The sequence below is a fragment of the Frigoribacterium sp. CFBP 8754 genome, assembly GCF_014841815.1.
GTDB lineage: Bacteria > Actinomycetota > Actinomycetes > Actinomycetales > Microbacteriaceae > Frigoribacterium > Frigoribacterium endophyticum.
In genome coordinates this window covers 38,162-54,309 of sequence record NZ_JACYUO010000004.1, presented here as the reverse complement: position 1 = coordinate 54,309, position 16,148 = coordinate 38,162, and the positions used below count along the sequence as shown (strand labels likewise).

Genomic DNA, 16,148 nt, shown 5'->3' with positions numbered 1-16,148 from the left:
CCCGCGCGGGGCTCCCCCGGTCTGGGCGCACCCGCTCTGGGGCTGCAGCGCCCGGGGCCGCGCGACGTAGCGTCGCAGCGTGGACCAGATGACGATCACCGAGGCGCTCGCCTCCGCCTCCCAGCCCGACGAGCAGCGGCTCCTCCCGATCGGCGGCACGGCGTGGCCGCGGCACGACGCGATCGACCACTTCCTGCACCCGACGGGCTGACCGGAGCCTCCCCGCCGACGTGGGGGCGACTCCTCTCGGCCTCGACGCCGTCGCCGCTGGCCGCTGGCCGCACCCGGCGATCTCATGCTCGCGGGCGAGCCGATGCGCAGCCTCAGGGACTAGCGTCGGGACGAATCGCACATCGTTCCACTCGGGAGGACCCCATGAGTTTCCGTTTCCTGTTCATCGCCGTCATCGCCTTCGTCGCGTACACCTTCGGAGCCAAGGCCGGCCACGGCCGCTACAAGGAGATCGCGAGCTACTTCGGCTCGTTCTGGAACGACCCGCAGGTGAAGAAGGCCCGCAAGAGCGCCGGCAAGAACGTCGCCAAGGCCCGCAAGGTCGCCGCCAAGAAGGCGAAGAAGCGCTGGAGCTGAGCTCCGCAGACGTCCGCTGAGGTCGCGCCTCCGGGCGGCTCAGCGTGAGGACGCCCCGTCACGACCTGGTCGTGGCGGGGCGTCCTGCCGTTCGGTGCAGGCTCAGTCGAGCAGGCCGGCGCTGTCGGATGAGACCGAGGACGGTCGAATCCGCCTCGTCTCGAAGGAGTGTCCCTGATCACGACACCCGTTGCCGCCGGGGGGCGGCCGATTCCTGCGGCGAGTTGAACGGGTCACCGCAGGCGGGCGGGTTCTCGTTGCGAGCAACCTGGTGCGGTGCGCTCGGCGTAGTTGCCTCACCCCCTCCGCATGCAGTCGTGCAGAGCTACACGATCCGCTCGAGACCCACCCCGATACCCTCTTCTCGAAGAACCAGTCGCCGCCGCCAGCCTCAAGCTGTCGGCCGAGGTTGTGATCTACCGAGCTCACCCGGACGTACGCCACGGCCTGGTTCTTGTGCCGCACCGCTCTCCTAGACCCTGACGCAAACCTGAGGCACAAGGATGCAACAGGGCGCTAACGCCACGCCAGTCGCGCCTTGGGCGCCTGTAGCACAGGGGCTTAGTCATGCGACACCCGTCGGAATAAGAGCAGGACGCAGCCGCGCTCTCTGATCGACAATTCCTCAGCTATGTCCGGGGTGTTCCAGCCACACCTGCGACAGTCCGAGTTGAGGTAACACCCGGCGACTTCGCCGACAAAGGAGTTAGCCATGACCCACAAAGTCATCAGAAGCGAGAAAGACCGAGACGGTGACATTACGGGCCTCTGTGGAGCGTCCTAGAGCCACACGAAGTCTTAGACAGTCACCAACATCAAGGCTGAGCGACAGGCCTACTCTGCCTCGTTCGGCGCCCGAGCCACGTAAGTCCGAGTGGGAACTCGCAACGGTGATGGCTACCTCACCACCAACTCCTTCGATTACGGGCCAAACAACCTGATCAACAACACGGACGACTCCTAGTTCACGCAACGCCTTCGAGTGTCGATGGGCCCCGCCGTCCTGGCAGGGCTCATCTTCGTACCAGTGAACGGCCGTCTTACGCGCGGACAAGTCAGACACTTGTCCCAGGAGGCCTTTGCCGTTTGACATCCCAAATCGCGGGATTGCTGCGGCTGCCTCTCGCCTGCGGCATCTCGACTGCGATGTCTGCTCCGAAGGTTGCCAACGAGCGACCAATCGCAGCAAAAAGGATGAGTCGCGGGCCAGAAAAAATATCCCCACGAGACGCATGCCCGAGTGACTATCAGCACTTATAGTCCCTACGCTTCACAAATACGATCCCTAGGGGTGCAAACGAGCGTCTAGCAGCCAAGGCTCGCTTCGATAATTCGAATTGACCGACTAACCATCGCCGCGACTCGGTCGAGGTCGTGTTTCGACCATCGCTTGCGCGGGCTATCCGACTCGCCTGTCAGGTATGGAATCGTCGCTTCCACGAGTCGTTGGTAGGCGGCTAATGCCTGACCAGAACGTCGCTGCGAAACACCCAAGGAGTGCTCAATATCGTCTGCGAAATTTACAGCTGTCAACCAAGCGCGATAGGCCTCTAAGCGCGAAGCCAGGCGAACATTTTGTCTGGCGGCTGGCACATCCACAAGCGCAACAGGTTCATCCGAGGCTTCGTGCCACCCTCGGTTCCTTGCAAAGTCCACAGCTTGCCTAGCGCTCGTAAAAGTAAGGACCTGCGCATTTTGCACGCCTACGGCATCCAGCGCCTCATTGTCCGCATCTTCACCCCACCATACGAAGCGAGGTCCTACGTCCAGGCGTACGCAGACGGGCCGGCCTTGTCGAATGTTCACGTACCCCCCTGCCTATCTAGCTCGCTGTCCAAGGTACTTTTTAATTTGGTTGTAATCCGAAGTAGGCCCTGTGCCTTTGACTCCGATTTGCTGGCCGAGCATAACTCGATCAATGGCCTGCTTTAATCCTTCACCGCGGCTTTTCTCCCAGTACTTGCCTACTGCGTAACTGGGCACATCATTCTTGGGCTTGTTGCCATTACCCCGTGATGCTTTGGCGATCCACACGCCGGCCGCAATGGCCTGAACATACACGGCCATTTGCACCTTCGTTGCCCCCCGTTTAAAGGCTTGGTACCCCTGATTCCATCCCCTAGAGATGTTTCCCCATTCACGCTTTGATGCGGTGTTGTAGTCGCTCCATGCCCTACCGAAATATGGACTTCCCCATGAAATGCCCCACCCACGTGTGGCAGATCGCTCACCAGAAAGATCATTGTCATTGACGGCATCGGTTGGGTAGACGTAGTCGTTGTCCACGCCGCCTTCGACCGGGTCGGCCTCAATGAAGCGCCCTAGACCGGCGACGTATTGGCGAGCTCCCATCTCGATGATCGAGACGGTACCGAGGTGTTCGCCAAGTTTTTGGTGTTGGCCAAGCCAGCCGTAGTCGGCATCGCCGGGCTCGTCGTCGGGACCCGCCTGGTTGGCCGGCACCGTGCCTAGCGCACCAGTCACCGGGTCCATGGTCTGGCCGAAGGGGTCATACACGCTCAGTCCCGCGGAACGTGTCCCGGTCTGGTCGGCGGTCACGATGATGTCGCCGTGAATGTTCGGGTACGACCAGGATTGCGACGCCGCACCTAGCGATACCAGCACCAATCCCGGGAGTGAGATCACCGCCGAGGTGACGATGCCTTGGTCGTCGAGTTCGATGTCGGGGCTATCCCCTCCCCCGGCGAAGGAGTACGTCGTCGAAGTGGTCACCCCGGCCTTGGTGGTCTGGGTGCGCTTGACGATGCGGTCGGTGACGTCTCGCTGGTAGAGAACCTTGCTGCCATCGTCCAGGACGGTGGTCATGTGCCGGTCGAGACCGTCGTAGGTCATGACTTGGTCGGCGAGGCGGATGGTGTTCCCGTGCGCGTCGTAGGTGATCTTCGCCGCGGAGACTGTCTGCGCCATCGGGGTCGCAGCCGCCGGGGGCGCGGTCACCGTGGTGGAGAGAAGCCGGTCAGACGTGTCGTAGCAGGACGTTGTGACCGACACCGGACCTCCATCCTGGACGTCGGTCGACGACGTCCGGTTGCCGTTCCTGCCGGCGGCGGTGGCGCCGCAGGTGGCGTTGGCGAAGGAGTACGTCAGCTGGTGGCGCGGGATGGCTGCTGTGACCAGCCGACCGGCGGCGTCGTACCCGTAGGAGGACACGTTCGAGACCGCGCCCGAGGTCGCGGTGTTGGTCAGGATGCGTCCCGATTGCGATCGGACAACCTGATCGGTGACCGGTTGCTGTTCATTCGGGAATGCCCACGTCAGCCCGGTGAGTGCGCCGGTGGCGTTCTTTTGGATGGACTGCAGTACCGACCCGTTGCCGAGGCTCCCGGCACCGGCCGGGTAGGACACCGACACCAGCTCACCACGGTCGTAGACCGGGAGAGCCAGGACGGCATTGTCGTAGGTGACCCTCGTGATCTGGCTGTCTGCGTTGTACCAGAACGCTTGCGTGTGCGAGAGCCCCTTTGCAGCCGTGGTCGTAGTGGAGATGACCTTCCCGGTGCGGTCATACGCGGTGGTGGTGGTGGTGTTCCATACGTCGGTGTACGACACCGCCTGGGCAAGGAGGTCGATCTTCGTGGTGATGGTGCTGCCGTTTGGGGAACCCGCGATGGACCCGTCCCCGGTGCTTGAGGTGAGCGGGTCGCCAGCGACGGCGTAGTTCGATGTCGTCGACCGGGCGGGGCTGGCGCCGTAGGCCGGCGTCGTCGCGGTAGCCGTCCGGCCGCGGCTGTCGTAGGTGACGCAAGACCAGTCGGCATCTCCGGTACGCTTCGTGCCGGCAAGACGGCCGAGGGTGTCGGTGACCATAGTGGTGACGGTTCCGGCGCCGGTCGTGGTTGTCTTCGTCCCCCCGTATTGCGGTGTCCCGGCCGGGACTCCGCAGACTGCTGCCGTGGTTGTCTCGGTGTCGCCGTAGTAGGTCGACGTTGTCGCTCCCGCAGCAGCCTGAGCAGGAAGGGTGCGCGTCAGACGCCTGAGGTAGCCCGATCCGACCGGTTCGTAGGTGGTCGTCGTTTTCAGGGCAAGGCCTGCGGGGTCGACGATCTCGGCGGTGGGCTGTCCTAGCCACGGGTTGGCGTACTCGGTCGCGGTCGTCTGCGACGGCACCTGGCTGCTCGAGACCCCTGCGACACCGGCCGGGGCTGCGTCGTCGGTGGTGCTCGAGGTCGCGAGGCCGTAGTCCGGGGTCAGGGCAGACCCAGGAACGACCGACTTGGCGATGCCGGGGCCCGTCCAGTAGAGCCCGAGTGTGGCGTTGGCGGTGTAGTCGAGGTAGTGGACTCGGATCCGTGCCTGCTGGTTCGGAGCCGTCGTCGTGATCGAGACGCCGGGGGCGTCGTGGACGGCGCCGGGGGTGGGGTCTGCGGGTGAGGGGATGTCGTCGATCCAGACCTGGCTGGCGTCATCGGCACGGGTGTTGACCGTGTAGGTGCCCGCAGTGGGGAACGTGATCAGGCCGGTGAGGCGCAGCGACCAGTTGTCCCCGGGGATCCCGGACATCGGGGCGTCCATCACCCAGTCCTTGTTCACCGTTCCGTCGGTAGTACCGATGCCGAGGCTGTAGGCCTTGGGGGCGCCGGCGAACCGGTTGTTGTCGTACCAGACCGCGTTGAGCCCGACGAGGCCCTTGTCGTATGTCGTCGACGAGTGCGCCGGCGTGACCGCACACGACGCCAACGGCTTCCGGTCGGTCCCGAAGCACGCCGCCGGGGCGGGCCCGTAGGTGTCGGTGGGGCGGTCTTGGGCGTTGTAGATCGTGGTCGACATGCGGCCCTGTGGGTCGGTGGAGGACAACTGCATGTCCTTGCCGTTCCAGACCTGGCTGCTGGTCAGCCCTGAGGGGCTGGTCGAGGTCAGCTGACGCCACGCAGCGTCGTAGGTGACCGTCAACGCGTGCGCGCCCGCCGGAACAGTGAGCCCTGCGACGTCGACGGACGCGGTGCCGGCACCTGCGGCCGGGTCGGCGGGGTAGGTGTAGGTCTTCTGCGGGCGGAGGTTCTGGGTGACACCGTCCGGGGCGGGCAGGGTCACGCTGGTCGCGCGGCCCTTGTCGTCGTAGGCGATCTGGGTCTTCACCGTGGTGGCGTCGACGTGGCCGGAGTTCGGCATCGCGAGCCAGTCGTTCGCGAGGGAGTCCCGCAGCATCGTGAGCTTGCCGTTGTCGTAGCCGAAGTCGGTGATCTCGGTGCCGGGGTCAACGATCCGGGCAAGGTTGCCCTGGGCGTCGTAGAAGAGGTCCGTGGCGGTGCCGTCGGGGTAGCTGATCTTGCACAGCATCCCCGCAGGAGCAGAGGCGAGACCCGACGGCGGCGCCGTGCAGCTCGACCCTGACGCCGCACCGTAGGAGAACACGACCTGACGCTTGTACGTCTTGGAGGCACTGTCGTAGGACAGCGGGTCGGAGAGGGACTCGATCATCCCGGTGCCGCCCTTGTAGGTCGCGATCGGGGTGGCGCGCTTGATCGCATCGCCCGCGCCGGTGACCGTCTCGACGCGGCCGGTGGCACCGAACACCGTGATGGTGCCGTCGTCTTCGGTGAAGGTGACCTTCCCGGTGGCGTCGAGCGCGACGATCCCGTATTCACCCTCGGGCGCCTTGTATCCGCTGGAGGCACCGGCGCCACTGGTCTTCGTGTAAGTGTGGGCGGTTCCGGTGGTGTCGGTGAGGATGACGGCACTGTCGGTGACCTGGACGCTTGACCAGTCGCCGGCGTCCCCGCTCAGCGCCGTGGATGCAGACCAGCCTGCGGGGAGGGTCTCGACCTGGCGGGAGAACCACGACGGCGGGACCTCGAACTCCTTGCCCTGCTCGTCGCGGACGTAGAGGGTCACGCCGGCGGTGACGGCGCCTTCGTAGTAGTCCATGAGGAACGACGTCGGCTGGTCGGTCATCGAGACGGGGGCGCCGCCCCAGAGGATCTTGCTGCGGGACTCGTTGCCCCATCCTTCGTAGGCCATGGTCCCGCCGACACGGACGATCGCGCCGTCGTCACGGCTCACACCGAAGAGATACTTCCCCGCGGTCGGGGCCTTGATGAATCCGCTCCAGCGGGCGAGGAAGTAGTCGTTGGGAACTGCCGGCGCAGGCGATCCGGTACCCCAGTCGAAGGACACCGTGGGGTCGGTCCGGACCAGCACCGGCGTCTTGCCGTCGAAGTTGAACGTCGGGGTCGCACCCACGGCGGGGGTGTTGTCGTAGTAGGACCCGGTGAGCCCGCCGGCCTTGGGCTTCAGGGAGTTGTAGCTGAAGGCCATGCCCATGCTGCCCCCCACAGTCGAGACCGTCGGAGAAGAGAACCGCATGCCGACGTTGCCGTTGGCGAGGTTCACCGTCACGGGACCGGCCGTGTCGACCGGCGCCGGGCCCGACTCGCCGATCCGCTGGTTCACCACCAGGTTGTTCCGCCACGACGGCTGCGGCTGGTCGAGGCCGTCGTTGGTCTTCACGGACCAGGTGTAGCGGCCACCGTCCTGAAGCGTGTTCTCCGGGGCCGTCCAGGTCGTCGCTGTCTGCCACCCGGACGACACCACAGCACCGGTGACGCCGTCGGTGCCGGTCGCGATCGTGAAGTTGTACTGCACCGCAGGGCTCGACGCGTCCTTGTCAGGATCGGTGCTCGGGCCGGTCTGCAGCGTCGGGGTGAGCCCTGTGATCACGGTTCCGTCAACGGGCAGAGCGCTCCCCCGGTCCGGAGTCGGGGCGGGGGTGTTCGTCTTGAACGAGAACGTTGCCGAGTTGCGTTGGGTGGACGTCCCGAACTGCCCGTCGTAGCCGTCCCGCACGAATGCCTTCCAGTAGTACGTCGTCGCCGGCTTCAGAAGCCCTGCCGGCACCTTCACTTCCTGGACCCCCCAGGTGGAGTCCCACACGGTCGCCACGTCAGGGTTCGGGTTCTCGCTGATGTGGTACGCGTAGTCGAGCCGTGAATTCTCGGGGTTCGTCGCACTGACCTTGAGGGTCGGAGTCAGGGATGCCTTCGCTGCACTGTTCGCCGGTGCGGGTGCCTGGGGTCCGCCGGCGGAGGGGAAGTCCTTGTAGGTGACGTAGAGGGCCGAGTTGACGGCCTTGTAGGAGTACACGCCTCCGGCCTCGTAGCCACGGAGCATGAGGTAGTTGCCGCGCGAGCCGGAATTGACCCATGAGGCGATCTGCTGGGTGAGGCGGTCATCGTCGACCACTCCCCCGGAGCCGGCACCGCCGAGGTTCCAGCTGCCGAGGTGAGCGCCGACACCGTTGTAGCTGAACGCGGTCGCGTAGTGAAGCGTGTTCAGGTACGTGGGCGACGAGCCATCGCCGGCGTGGGCGGTGTCGAGGTAGCTGTCGAGGACCTGCTTGCCGAAGAACTGCTCGTAGTTGTAGTGCTGCACGGTGCGCCAGAACTTGTCGCCACCGTCCCGGGAGTTACCCACACGCGAGACGCCGTCGACACGATTCACACCGTCGCTGCGGTACGCGTGCATGTCCTCCATGTACCCGCCTGCCGTCGTGGGGTCGACATGGATCGGGTAGACCCGGTCCGGGTCCGTCAGCCACGACCTGGCCGGCGTGAGCGTCAGGGTCCACTCGTCGCCGTCGGGCGCGACGGTCAGAGGCACCATCGCCTCCGCGTCCGTCCGCTTCCCCTCGACGCCGGACGAGTCGTACATCACCGGTGCAGGAATCCCGAAGACAACGGTCCCGGCATCGTCGGTGAAGACCACGGAGTCGTCGTCATCCACCGACGCGGTGAGCCCCGGGGCGGTCACGTTCCACGTCCAGGAGTCGTGCTTGGTCGAGGGCAGCTTCGCCAGGACGAGCTCTTCCTTGACCGCGCCGTCGGTGACCTCGTAGGTGAGGTCCGTGTCGGGGAACACGTCCGGGTACCGCACCGTGTCCAGGGCGCCTCGTGACCTCGTGGGGACCTGGTGCACGGCTTCGGAGTCCGCAGCACCGACGAGTTCCATGCCCAGCGTGTACCCGTCACGGGTCGCGGTGAACACATCACCGTCGCCGGCGGAGGCTGCGAAGACAGGGGCGAGGGGGTGCGCCTCAGGCTCGAGGGTGCCACCGCGCTGTTCGACGAGGTCAGTGTCGACAGCGTCGAAGGACCCGTCCGAGGCCTCGACGTTCAGGGGCTCGACACCGATGACAGCGGTCTTGGTCCCGTCGTCGTTCAGGTACACGTCCTGGAACTCGCTCTGATCGACCAGCACCGAATCGGCAGGATCGAAAGAGCCCTCGACCTCCGGGGAAAGGTTCGTCAGCTTGTCCGTGTCCTTGCCCTCAGGGGCCAAGTCGAGGTCCCCACCGAGACTGGGCTCGAGGTCACCCGTGGGCACCGTCGGCACCGCGGGGTCCACAGCGTCCGACGAGATCGCAGGCACTGACCCGTAGTCCGGGACGGGCTCCGCTGCGACAGCCGGAACCGCCACCAACAGCTCCCCCAGCAGCGCGAACGCCGCCACCGAACCCACAACAGCGCCGCGGCGCCCCCAAGCAGCAAACATGCCAGCCCCAATTCAGTCGGGCCACACGACCCGAGACAAAGCTGAGAATAGGGACAGAAGAGGCCTGGAATTCCATCAAATTTGCACTTGATCTCGCCGACGAAGAAGGCGGGGTACAGATGAACTCTGGACACTGAGCGAAGTCCTGAGGACAAGGACCGAAGGCGCCCCGACAAAGGGGTATGTCTACCCACCACTTGTTACCCGACCGTTACTTCGACACGACACGTGTCGGGACGACTCCGAGCGCATCTCTGCGGCTGAGCAACGGAGACGAAGAGCAGGCTGAGGCCAGGAAGCTCGGAGCTCCCCTGGCGTCAGTCGAGCAGGCCGGCGCTGTACTGCCAGAGCATGTCGGCGGCCTCGGGGTCGAGCGCGTACGCCTTGACGCCGACGCGCGGGCGGTCCTCGGAGAAGGGCAGCGCCTCCTCGACGTCCTCGAAGTAGCGGCCCCCGACGCCCTCGACGAGAGGCGACGCGGCGACCAGCACCGAGGTCGCGGCACCCTGCTCCGGCGTCTTGAACGCGGGGTTCGGGGTGCCGTCGGCGTCACGCCAGCCCCGGTCGAGGATCTCCTGCTCGGGCATGTGCCGCTGCAGGGCCGTCATGATGCCGCCCGGGTGCACGGCGTTCGCGAGCACGCCCTCGTCGGCCCAGCGCTGGGTGACGCCGACCGCGAAGAGCGAGTTGGCGGTCTTCGACTGGCCGTAGGCCGACCACGGGTCGTAGGGGCGGCGCTCGAACATCACGTCGTCGAAGACGACGGGCGAGTAGTGGTGGCCGGTCGAGCTCAACGAGACGATGCGCGACGGGGCCCCGGCGTCGTCCGCGCCGGCGACGAGGGCCGACTTGAGGGCGAGCGACAGGGCCATGTGGCCGAGGTGGTTGTTCGAGAACTGGAGCTCCCAGCCCTCGGGCGTGCGGGTCTCGGGCGTGGCCATGACGCCGGCGTTGTTCACGAGGGCGTGCAGCGGGCCCTGCCAGGCGTCGGCGAAGGCGGTGAGGGAGTCGCGGCGCTGCAGGTCGAGGGCGGCGTGCCGCACCGTCTCGCTGCCGGTGCTGCGGCGGATGTCGGCCGCCGCCTCCTCGCCCTGCTCCGGGCGTCGGACGGCGAGGGTCACCTCGGCGCCGGCCCCGGCGAGGGCGCGCGCCGTCTCGAGGCCGAGGCCCGAGGCGCCGCCCGTGACGACGATGTGGCGGCCGGTGAGGTCGACGCCGTCGACCACCTCGGCGGCGGTCGTGGCGGCGGAGAACGGGGTGGTGAGACGTGTCATGCGGTGAACGGTAGCCCCGGGGTCTGTGGCTGGGGTCCGTGCGTGCCCGCGGCCTCGGTGCGAGGGTGCCAGTAGCGCCCGGGGGTCAGGCGGAGCGGCCGGCCCAGGCGTCGACCCGCTCGAGGACGCCGCGCTGGAGGTCGAGGGAGGCGCGCCAGTCGCCCGGGCGCCGGAGGCCGTGGTCGGCGCCGGGCACGGTGACGAGCTCGAGGCCGGAGGTGCCCAGGCCCTCCGGCCGCCACCAGGCGTCGACGTCGCCCCCGACGGCCAGGTGCTCGGGGCCGGCGGCGTCGAGCGCGGCCCGCACGGCCGGCTCGGTCGTCAGCGGGGTGAGCCACGCGCCCGGCAGCCCTTCCCGGAGCGCCCACGGCAGGCACCAGGTGCCGAGCGACTTGGCGACGACGTGGGCGGGCCCGGTGGCGCCGGAGGCGCGGGCTGCGTCGAGTGCGGAGCGCGCCTCGGCCGTGACGAACGTCTCCGGGTCGCCCTCGGCGGCGTCATCGATCGTCCACGAGACGACCTGCACGTGCCAGCCCCGCTCGGCGAGCAGCGCGACGGACCAGGCGAGCACCGGCGCCTGCGCGGTGTAGCCGGCACCGGGGAGCACGAGGGCGACCGGCGACGCGGCGTCGAGGCCGGTGGAGGCGGTGGTCGAGGTCACGGGCCGAGCCTAGGAGGCGGCGGGTGCTGCGCACGACCGGCACGGTCAGCGAGGATGGGCTGATGGTGCGGACGGGGGGACGGAGCGGTCGCGCCCGACGGCGCCTCCCGATCGTCACGCTCGTGTGCCTCGGCGCCACCCTCGGCGCGCTCGTCGCCCTGGGGTTCCTCGGCGGGTCGGTCCCGGCCGGACTGCTCCTCGGAGCACCGCCGGCGCTGGGCCTGATGGGCAGCGTCGCCGCGCTCCTCGACCGTCGCCTGGACCGGGAAGACCGAAGCGACTGGGCCATCGGGTCCGCCCTCTCGGGCTTCGTCGGCGTCGTGGCGCTGTACGTCGTCGTTACCCTCGTCGAGGCCGTCGACTGGACCGTGAACGGGCCTCCCGCCTGGCTGTGACCGGATCCACGGCCGCGAGGCACGGGCAGGTCGACCATCTCGTCGCCGCCGGGCCCCCCTCAGGCGGTGCCGGGCTCGAGCGTGACCCACTCCTCGTCGCGGAGGTAGCCCACGGCGTCGTTCGCCCGGAGGACGGCCTCGTTGTCGGCGGACCCTCCTGTGCGGAACCGTTCGACGCCGTCCGACGTGAGCTCGAGGACTGAGCCCGCCTTCACGGCGACACCGAGGCCCCGTCCTCGCTGGTCACGACGGACGACCGTGAAGTCCGTCTCGGCGCGGACGCCCTCGACGTCGACGAAGGTCATGGCTACCAGCTCTCCGGTGGGCAGGAAGGCTCCGAACGCGCGGCGCGAGGCGGAGGGCGTCGCCCGGGCTGCGTCGAGCGGTTCGTGACGCGTCGCCACGCCCCCGGGGTAGTCGCCGGCGGTCGCCGCGTCGAGCGTCAGCACGTCGTGGAGGTCGCCCTCGCTCAGCTCGCGCAGGGAGCCGACGACTCCGGCCACGAACCGCCGCAGCCGCTCCCGGTCGACGCGCGCGGAGTCCAGCTGTGCCCCGAACGACCGGGCCGTGACGTGCCACCCGCCCGCCTCGAGCTCCGCGCGCCGCGGATCGTGCAGGGGCATGACCATGCTCTCTCCCATGCCAGTCATCCTGGCAGGCGCGAGCGCCGGGCTCGGTCCGTCGGCTCGCTCAGGCCCCGGCGGGCGCCACGCGCTTCTCGAACCAGTGGTCGGCGTAGCGCTCGTCGTTGAACGGCGGCACCTCGACCCAGCCCTCGGCGCGGTAGAGGCGGATCGCCTCGACCAGCGTCGCGTTCGTGTCGAGCCGCAGCAGCGTGGTGCCGCGCTCGACGGCCCGGCGCTCGAGGTCGCGCAGGAGGCGGCGGCCGAGCCCCGCTCCCCGCACCGTCGCCGAGACCCACACCCGCTTCACCTCGGCGGAGCCGTCGTCGTGCAGCTTGAGGGCACCGCAGCCGACGGGCTCGCCGCTCCGCGTCGCCAGCACGAAGAGGCCCTTCGGCGGCCGCATCGACGCCGCCGTGGTCGGCACGGCCGCGGCGGGGTCGTAGCCGACGTCGAAGCGGGCGTCGATCTCGGCGAGGTACTGCCCGAGGCACCAGACGGCCCTCGGGTCGTCGGGGTCGACCTCGGCGAGCTCGATCGCGGCGGGGTCGAGCACTGCGGGGTCGAGCACTGCGGGGTCGAGCGCTGCGGCGTCCGTGCCGTTGTCGGGAATCGTCATCCGGCGACCTCAGCCGGCCCGGCGGTCCTCGCGGTGGCGAGCGACGAGGGCTCGCCCGTAGATCACCGCCGCGACGTAGTGCCCGATCAGCCCGAGCAACAGCACGAAGGCGCTCACCAGGATCATCACCTGGCCCGCGACGTCCAGGCCCTCCGAGCCCGCGACTCCTCGCCACTGGTCGACGGCCGCGTGGCCGACGAGCAGCATCAGCAGCCCGACGAAGATCAGGGAGGTGCGCACCTTGCCGACGCGCGTGACCGGGAAGGGCGCGCCGCCGAAGCGCACCAGCGCGTACAGGCTGAGCAGCACGTCGGGCAGCAGGATCAGCACGACGACGGGCCAGTTGAGCAGGTCGCCCAGCGCGAGCGAGACCATCACGACGATGACCGTCAGCCGGTCGGCCACGGGGTCGAGCCAGCGACCGAGCTCGGACGTCGCGCCGGTGCGCCGCGCGACGAACCCGTCGAGGAAGTCGGTGAAGAACACCACGGCGATCACCAGCAGCGACGACCAGTAGTGCGCGCCGACGACGAGCACGACGAAGACGGGCAGCAGCAGGAGGCGCACGGCCGTGATCGCGTTGGGTACGGTCCGCCACTCGTCGGTGCGGAACAGACGGTCGACGAGCTGCACGACGTCCTCTCGGGTCACGCTCCCGACGGGCTGCGGGGGCGCTCCGATCCTACGGGGCGCGCCGCGGCGAGTGGGCGGGCGAGCGCGGGAGGCGCGAGCCCGGTCCACGAGGAGCGGGCGGGCCCCGTCCTCCTGGGTGGGAGGCGCGAGCCCCGGTTCGAGGAGTGCGGCGGGTCGTCGTCCTCCTGGGCGGGCCGGCGCCGACCCGCCAGCGGGGACACGGACCCGCCGTACGCGCGGGCGCATGGCCGCACGACCCGCTCGGCGGCCGGCAGGGCCTGCTCCAGGATCGCTCCTCCACTCCGGAGTGGAACAGCCTCCCCCAGCGCCCCGCCCACCGCTCAGCGAAGGCGGCCGGTCGCCGTCCTCCCCGGCGGGCCGGCACCGACCCGCCAGCGAGGACACGGACCCGCCGCACCGCCCCACCAGCGGCGGCTCAGTACCCGTAGTCCTGGAGGCTGCCGGGCGACGTGTCGCCGTAGAGGTACGCGTAGCAGAGCACGCTCCGGTCGCCCTGGCCCCAGCTCTGCTCGGTCGGCGTCAGGTAGAGGTACTCGACCTCCGACTCCTCCCACGGCAGCCCGATGAAGCCCTCGAAGGCGCCGTAGCAGAGGTCGTCCGCCTCGGCCGCGGTCGCCTCGTCGCCGGGGTACGCGTCGGCGTCGGTGAGCTCGTCCTGCAGGTAGACCTCGTTCTGGTGCTCCTCGTCGCACGAGCGGAGGTCGACCATCGAGACCTCCTCCGCCGTCGCGTCGGCGCCGCCGAACGAGAAGCAGTCGCCGACCGTGAGCTCCTCGATGCCGGTGTCGGGCACGGCGTCGGGGTCGATGCCCGGGTCCGACCCGGCCGCGACCTCGCTCGACAGGGTGCCGATGCCGCTGAGGACGGCGGCGGAGACTCCGCCGAGCACGAGCACCGACGCGGCGATGATGCCGCCGATGAGCAGGCCGCGGTTCCGCGGCTTCGCGGGGGCGGCGGGCGCCCAGGCGCCGTAGGCGGGCGCAGCGCCGTAGCCGCCGGGTGCGCCGTAGGGCGCCGCCCCGGGGGCGGCCTGCGGCACGTACGCGTTCGGCGCGGCCTGGGCCACGCCCTGCCCGGCCCACGCCCCGGGCGGGGGCGTCAGCGGCTGCGCCGGCTGGGGGACGTACGGAGCGGGCGCCGGCGCCCCGAAGACGGCGGGGCTGGGGATCGCGGGAGGCGCGGCGGGGCGCTCCCGGGCGAACGGAGCGTCGGCCTCGGCCGGGCCCACCGCGTCGACCCAGCGCCAGACCGACGCGACGGCTGCGTCGGCGACGACCCGCGCCTCCGCGTCCAGGGGCACGGCCAGCGATTCACGCGACCGCTGGTCGGGCGGGGTGACGCCCGAGGCGTCGGCGTAGAGGCCGGCGACGAACCACTCCCGGCCGTCGTCCGCGAGGTCGAGCCAGAGACGGTGGCCGAGCCGCAGGCGGAGGGCGGCACCCGGCGCGCGGGTGCCCGGGTACTCGCTCGCGACGTCGGTGAGCTCGAGACCGGAGAACTCGTGGCGGAGGAGCGCCGCGACGCGCTGGTGCGTCGGCGGCAGGTCGGCATCGGCCACGGTGGTCCCCTTCGGCGGCGTCGTCGGGGTCGACCGCCTGAGGGATCGTAACGCGCCGCGGGCTCGCGGCGCGCCGCCCCCTTCGCGGGACGCCCGACCCCGCGGCGACCAGGGGTCGCGGCGAGGCCGGGCGTCAGGCCGAGCGAGGAGGCGCGGGTCAGTTCGAGACCGTCTCCAGCGTCGGGTAGTCGGTGTAGCCGGTGGCGCCCTCGGCGTAGAACGTGGCCGGGTTCGGCTCGTTCAGCTCGGTGTCGCCCTGCCAGCGCGCGACGAGGTCGGGGTTCGCGATGACCATGCGGCCGACCGCGACGGCGTCGGCGTGGCCGCCGCTGACGAGCTCCTCGGCCTCGGCCTTGTCGGTGACGACGCCGAAGCCGCTGTTGAGCACGACGGGGCCGCCGAAGCGGGCCCGGAGGTGCTGCACGAGCTCGCCGCGGGGCTCCGCGTGCAGCACGCTCAGGTAGGCGAGGCCGAGCGGCGCGACGCCGTCGAGCAGGGCCTCGTAGGTCGCGGTCACGTCGGCGAGGTCGGTCTCGGCGACGTCCTGGATGTTGTGCATGGGCGAGATGCGCATGCCGACACGGCCGGCGCCGATCGCCGCGGCGACGGCCGTGGCCGTCTCGACGCCGATGCGGGCGCGGGCGGCGGGGCTTCCGCCGTACTCGTCGGTGCGCACGTTCGACACGGGCGAGAGGAACTCGTGCAGCAGGTAGCCGTTGGCGCTGTGCAGCTCGACGCCGTCGAGGCCGGCCTCGAGCACGGCGCGCTTCGACGCGGTGACGATGTCCTGCACGACCTGACGGACCTCCTCGGTGGTCAGCTCGTGCGGCACCGGGTAGGCCGACTTGCCGCTCGGCGTGTGGATCTCGCCGTCGATCGCGATGGCGCTCGGGCCGACGATGCGCTCGGTGCCGGTGACCTCGGTGTGCGAGACGCGGCCCGCGTGCATCACCTGCATGACGATCGTGCCGCCGGCGGCGTGCACCTCGTCGGCGACGCGCTTCCAGCCGGCGACCTGCTCGTCGGTGACGATGCCGGGCTGGCCGGTGTAGCCCTTGCCCTCCACGGTCGGGTAGGTGCCCTCGGTCACGATCAGGCCCACGGTCGCGCGCTGGCGGTAGTGCTCGACGATCAGGTCGCCGGGCACGTCGCCGGCGTCGGCGCGCATGCGGGTCAGGGGCGCCATGGTGACGCGGTTCGCGAGGGTGAGGTCGCCGAACGAGGCGGAGGAGAAGAGGTCCACGGAGGGTCCTTTCGTCGGGGATGAG

General features: G+C 69.3%; 11 protein-coding genes. 3 read left to right on the top strand and 8 right to left on the bottom strand.

Translation table 11 applies throughout. From position 1 onward, the window contains the following. Window positions 1–79 precede the first annotated feature (79 nt). A complete protein-coding gene (locus IFT72_RS16450; protein WP_256414321.1) occupies window positions 80–211 on the top strand; it encodes a hypothetical protein in 132 nt (43 codons plus the stop codon). A 164-nt stretch (window positions 212–375) separates the two neighbouring features. Beyond that, window positions 376–588: a hypothetical protein gene (locus IFT72_RS12125; protein ID WP_056052024.1), complete on the top strand. Its 213-nt coding sequence runs from the start codon at window positions 376–378 to the stop codon at window positions 586–588. Window positions 589–2,406: 1,818 nt separating this feature from the next. Here the strand turns inward: IFT72_RS12125 and IFT72_RS12120 are convergent. From IFT72_RS12120 to IFT72_RS12110, 3 genes are all read right to left on the bottom strand, one after another. Next, entirely contained in the window at window positions 2,407–9,096 is a 6,690-nt protein-coding gene (locus IFT72_RS12120) for a PA14 domain-containing protein (protein WP_192046601.1), read from the bottom strand. A gap of 317 nt (window positions 9,097–9,413) precedes the next feature. Then, window positions 9,414–10,370 carry an SDR family NAD(P)-dependent oxidoreductase gene (locus IFT72_RS12115; protein ID WP_192046600.1) on the bottom strand — a complete coding sequence of 319 codons (957 nt, stop codon included), beginning with the start codon at window positions 10,368–10,370 and terminating at the stop codon, window positions 9,414–9,416. Window positions 10,371–10,455: 85 nt separating this feature from the next. Next, entirely contained in the window at window positions 10,456–11,031 is a 576-nt protein-coding gene (locus IFT72_RS12110; protein WP_192046599.1) for a hypothetical protein, read from the bottom strand. Between the two features lie 23 nt (window positions 11,032–11,054). Here IFT72_RS12110 and IFT72_RS12105 point away from each other — a divergent pair, with 23 nt between their 5' ends. Further along, window positions 11,055–11,426 carry a hypothetical protein gene (locus tag IFT72_RS12105; RefSeq protein ID WP_192046598.1) on the top strand — a complete coding sequence of 124 codons (372 nt, stop codon included), beginning with the start codon at window positions 11,055–11,057 and terminating at the stop codon, window positions 11,424–11,426. Window positions 11,427–11,485: 59 nt separating this feature from the next. Here IFT72_RS12105 and IFT72_RS12100 read toward each other — a convergent pair whose 3' ends face one another. The 5 genes from IFT72_RS12100 to IFT72_RS12080 form a co-directional block, all read right to left on the bottom strand. Next, a complete protein-coding gene (locus tag IFT72_RS12100; RefSeq protein ID WP_192046597.1) occupies window positions 11,486–12,067 on the bottom strand; it encodes an acetyltransferase in 582 nt (193 codons plus the stop codon). 49 nt (window positions 12,068–12,116) lie between these two features. Further along, window positions 12,117–12,668 (bottom strand): GNAT family N-acetyltransferase, encoded by a 552-nt coding sequence (locus IFT72_RS12095; protein ID WP_192046596.1) that lies wholly within the window; start codon window positions 12,666–12,668, stop codon window positions 12,117–12,119. 9 nt (window positions 12,669–12,677) lie between these two features. Next, entirely contained in the window at window positions 12,678–13,319 is a 642-nt protein-coding gene (locus IFT72_RS12090) for a CDP-alcohol phosphatidyltransferase family protein (protein WP_192046595.1), read from the bottom strand. 418 nt (window positions 13,320–13,737) lie between these two features. Beyond that, window positions 13,738–14,880 carry a septum formation family protein gene (locus tag IFT72_RS16705; RefSeq protein ID WP_192046594.1) on the bottom strand — a complete coding sequence of 381 codons (1,143 nt, stop codon included), beginning with the start codon at window positions 14,878–14,880 and terminating at the stop codon, window positions 13,738–13,740. Window positions 14,881–15,037: 157 nt separating this feature from the next. Continuing rightward, the gene (locus tag IFT72_RS12080; protein ID WP_056052008.1) at window positions 15,038–16,123 is read right to left on the bottom strand and encodes an alkene reductase; all 1,086 of its coding nucleotides are present in this window, start codon (window positions 16,121–16,123) and stop codon (window positions 15,038–15,040) included. Window positions 16,124–16,148 lie beyond the last annotated feature (25 nt).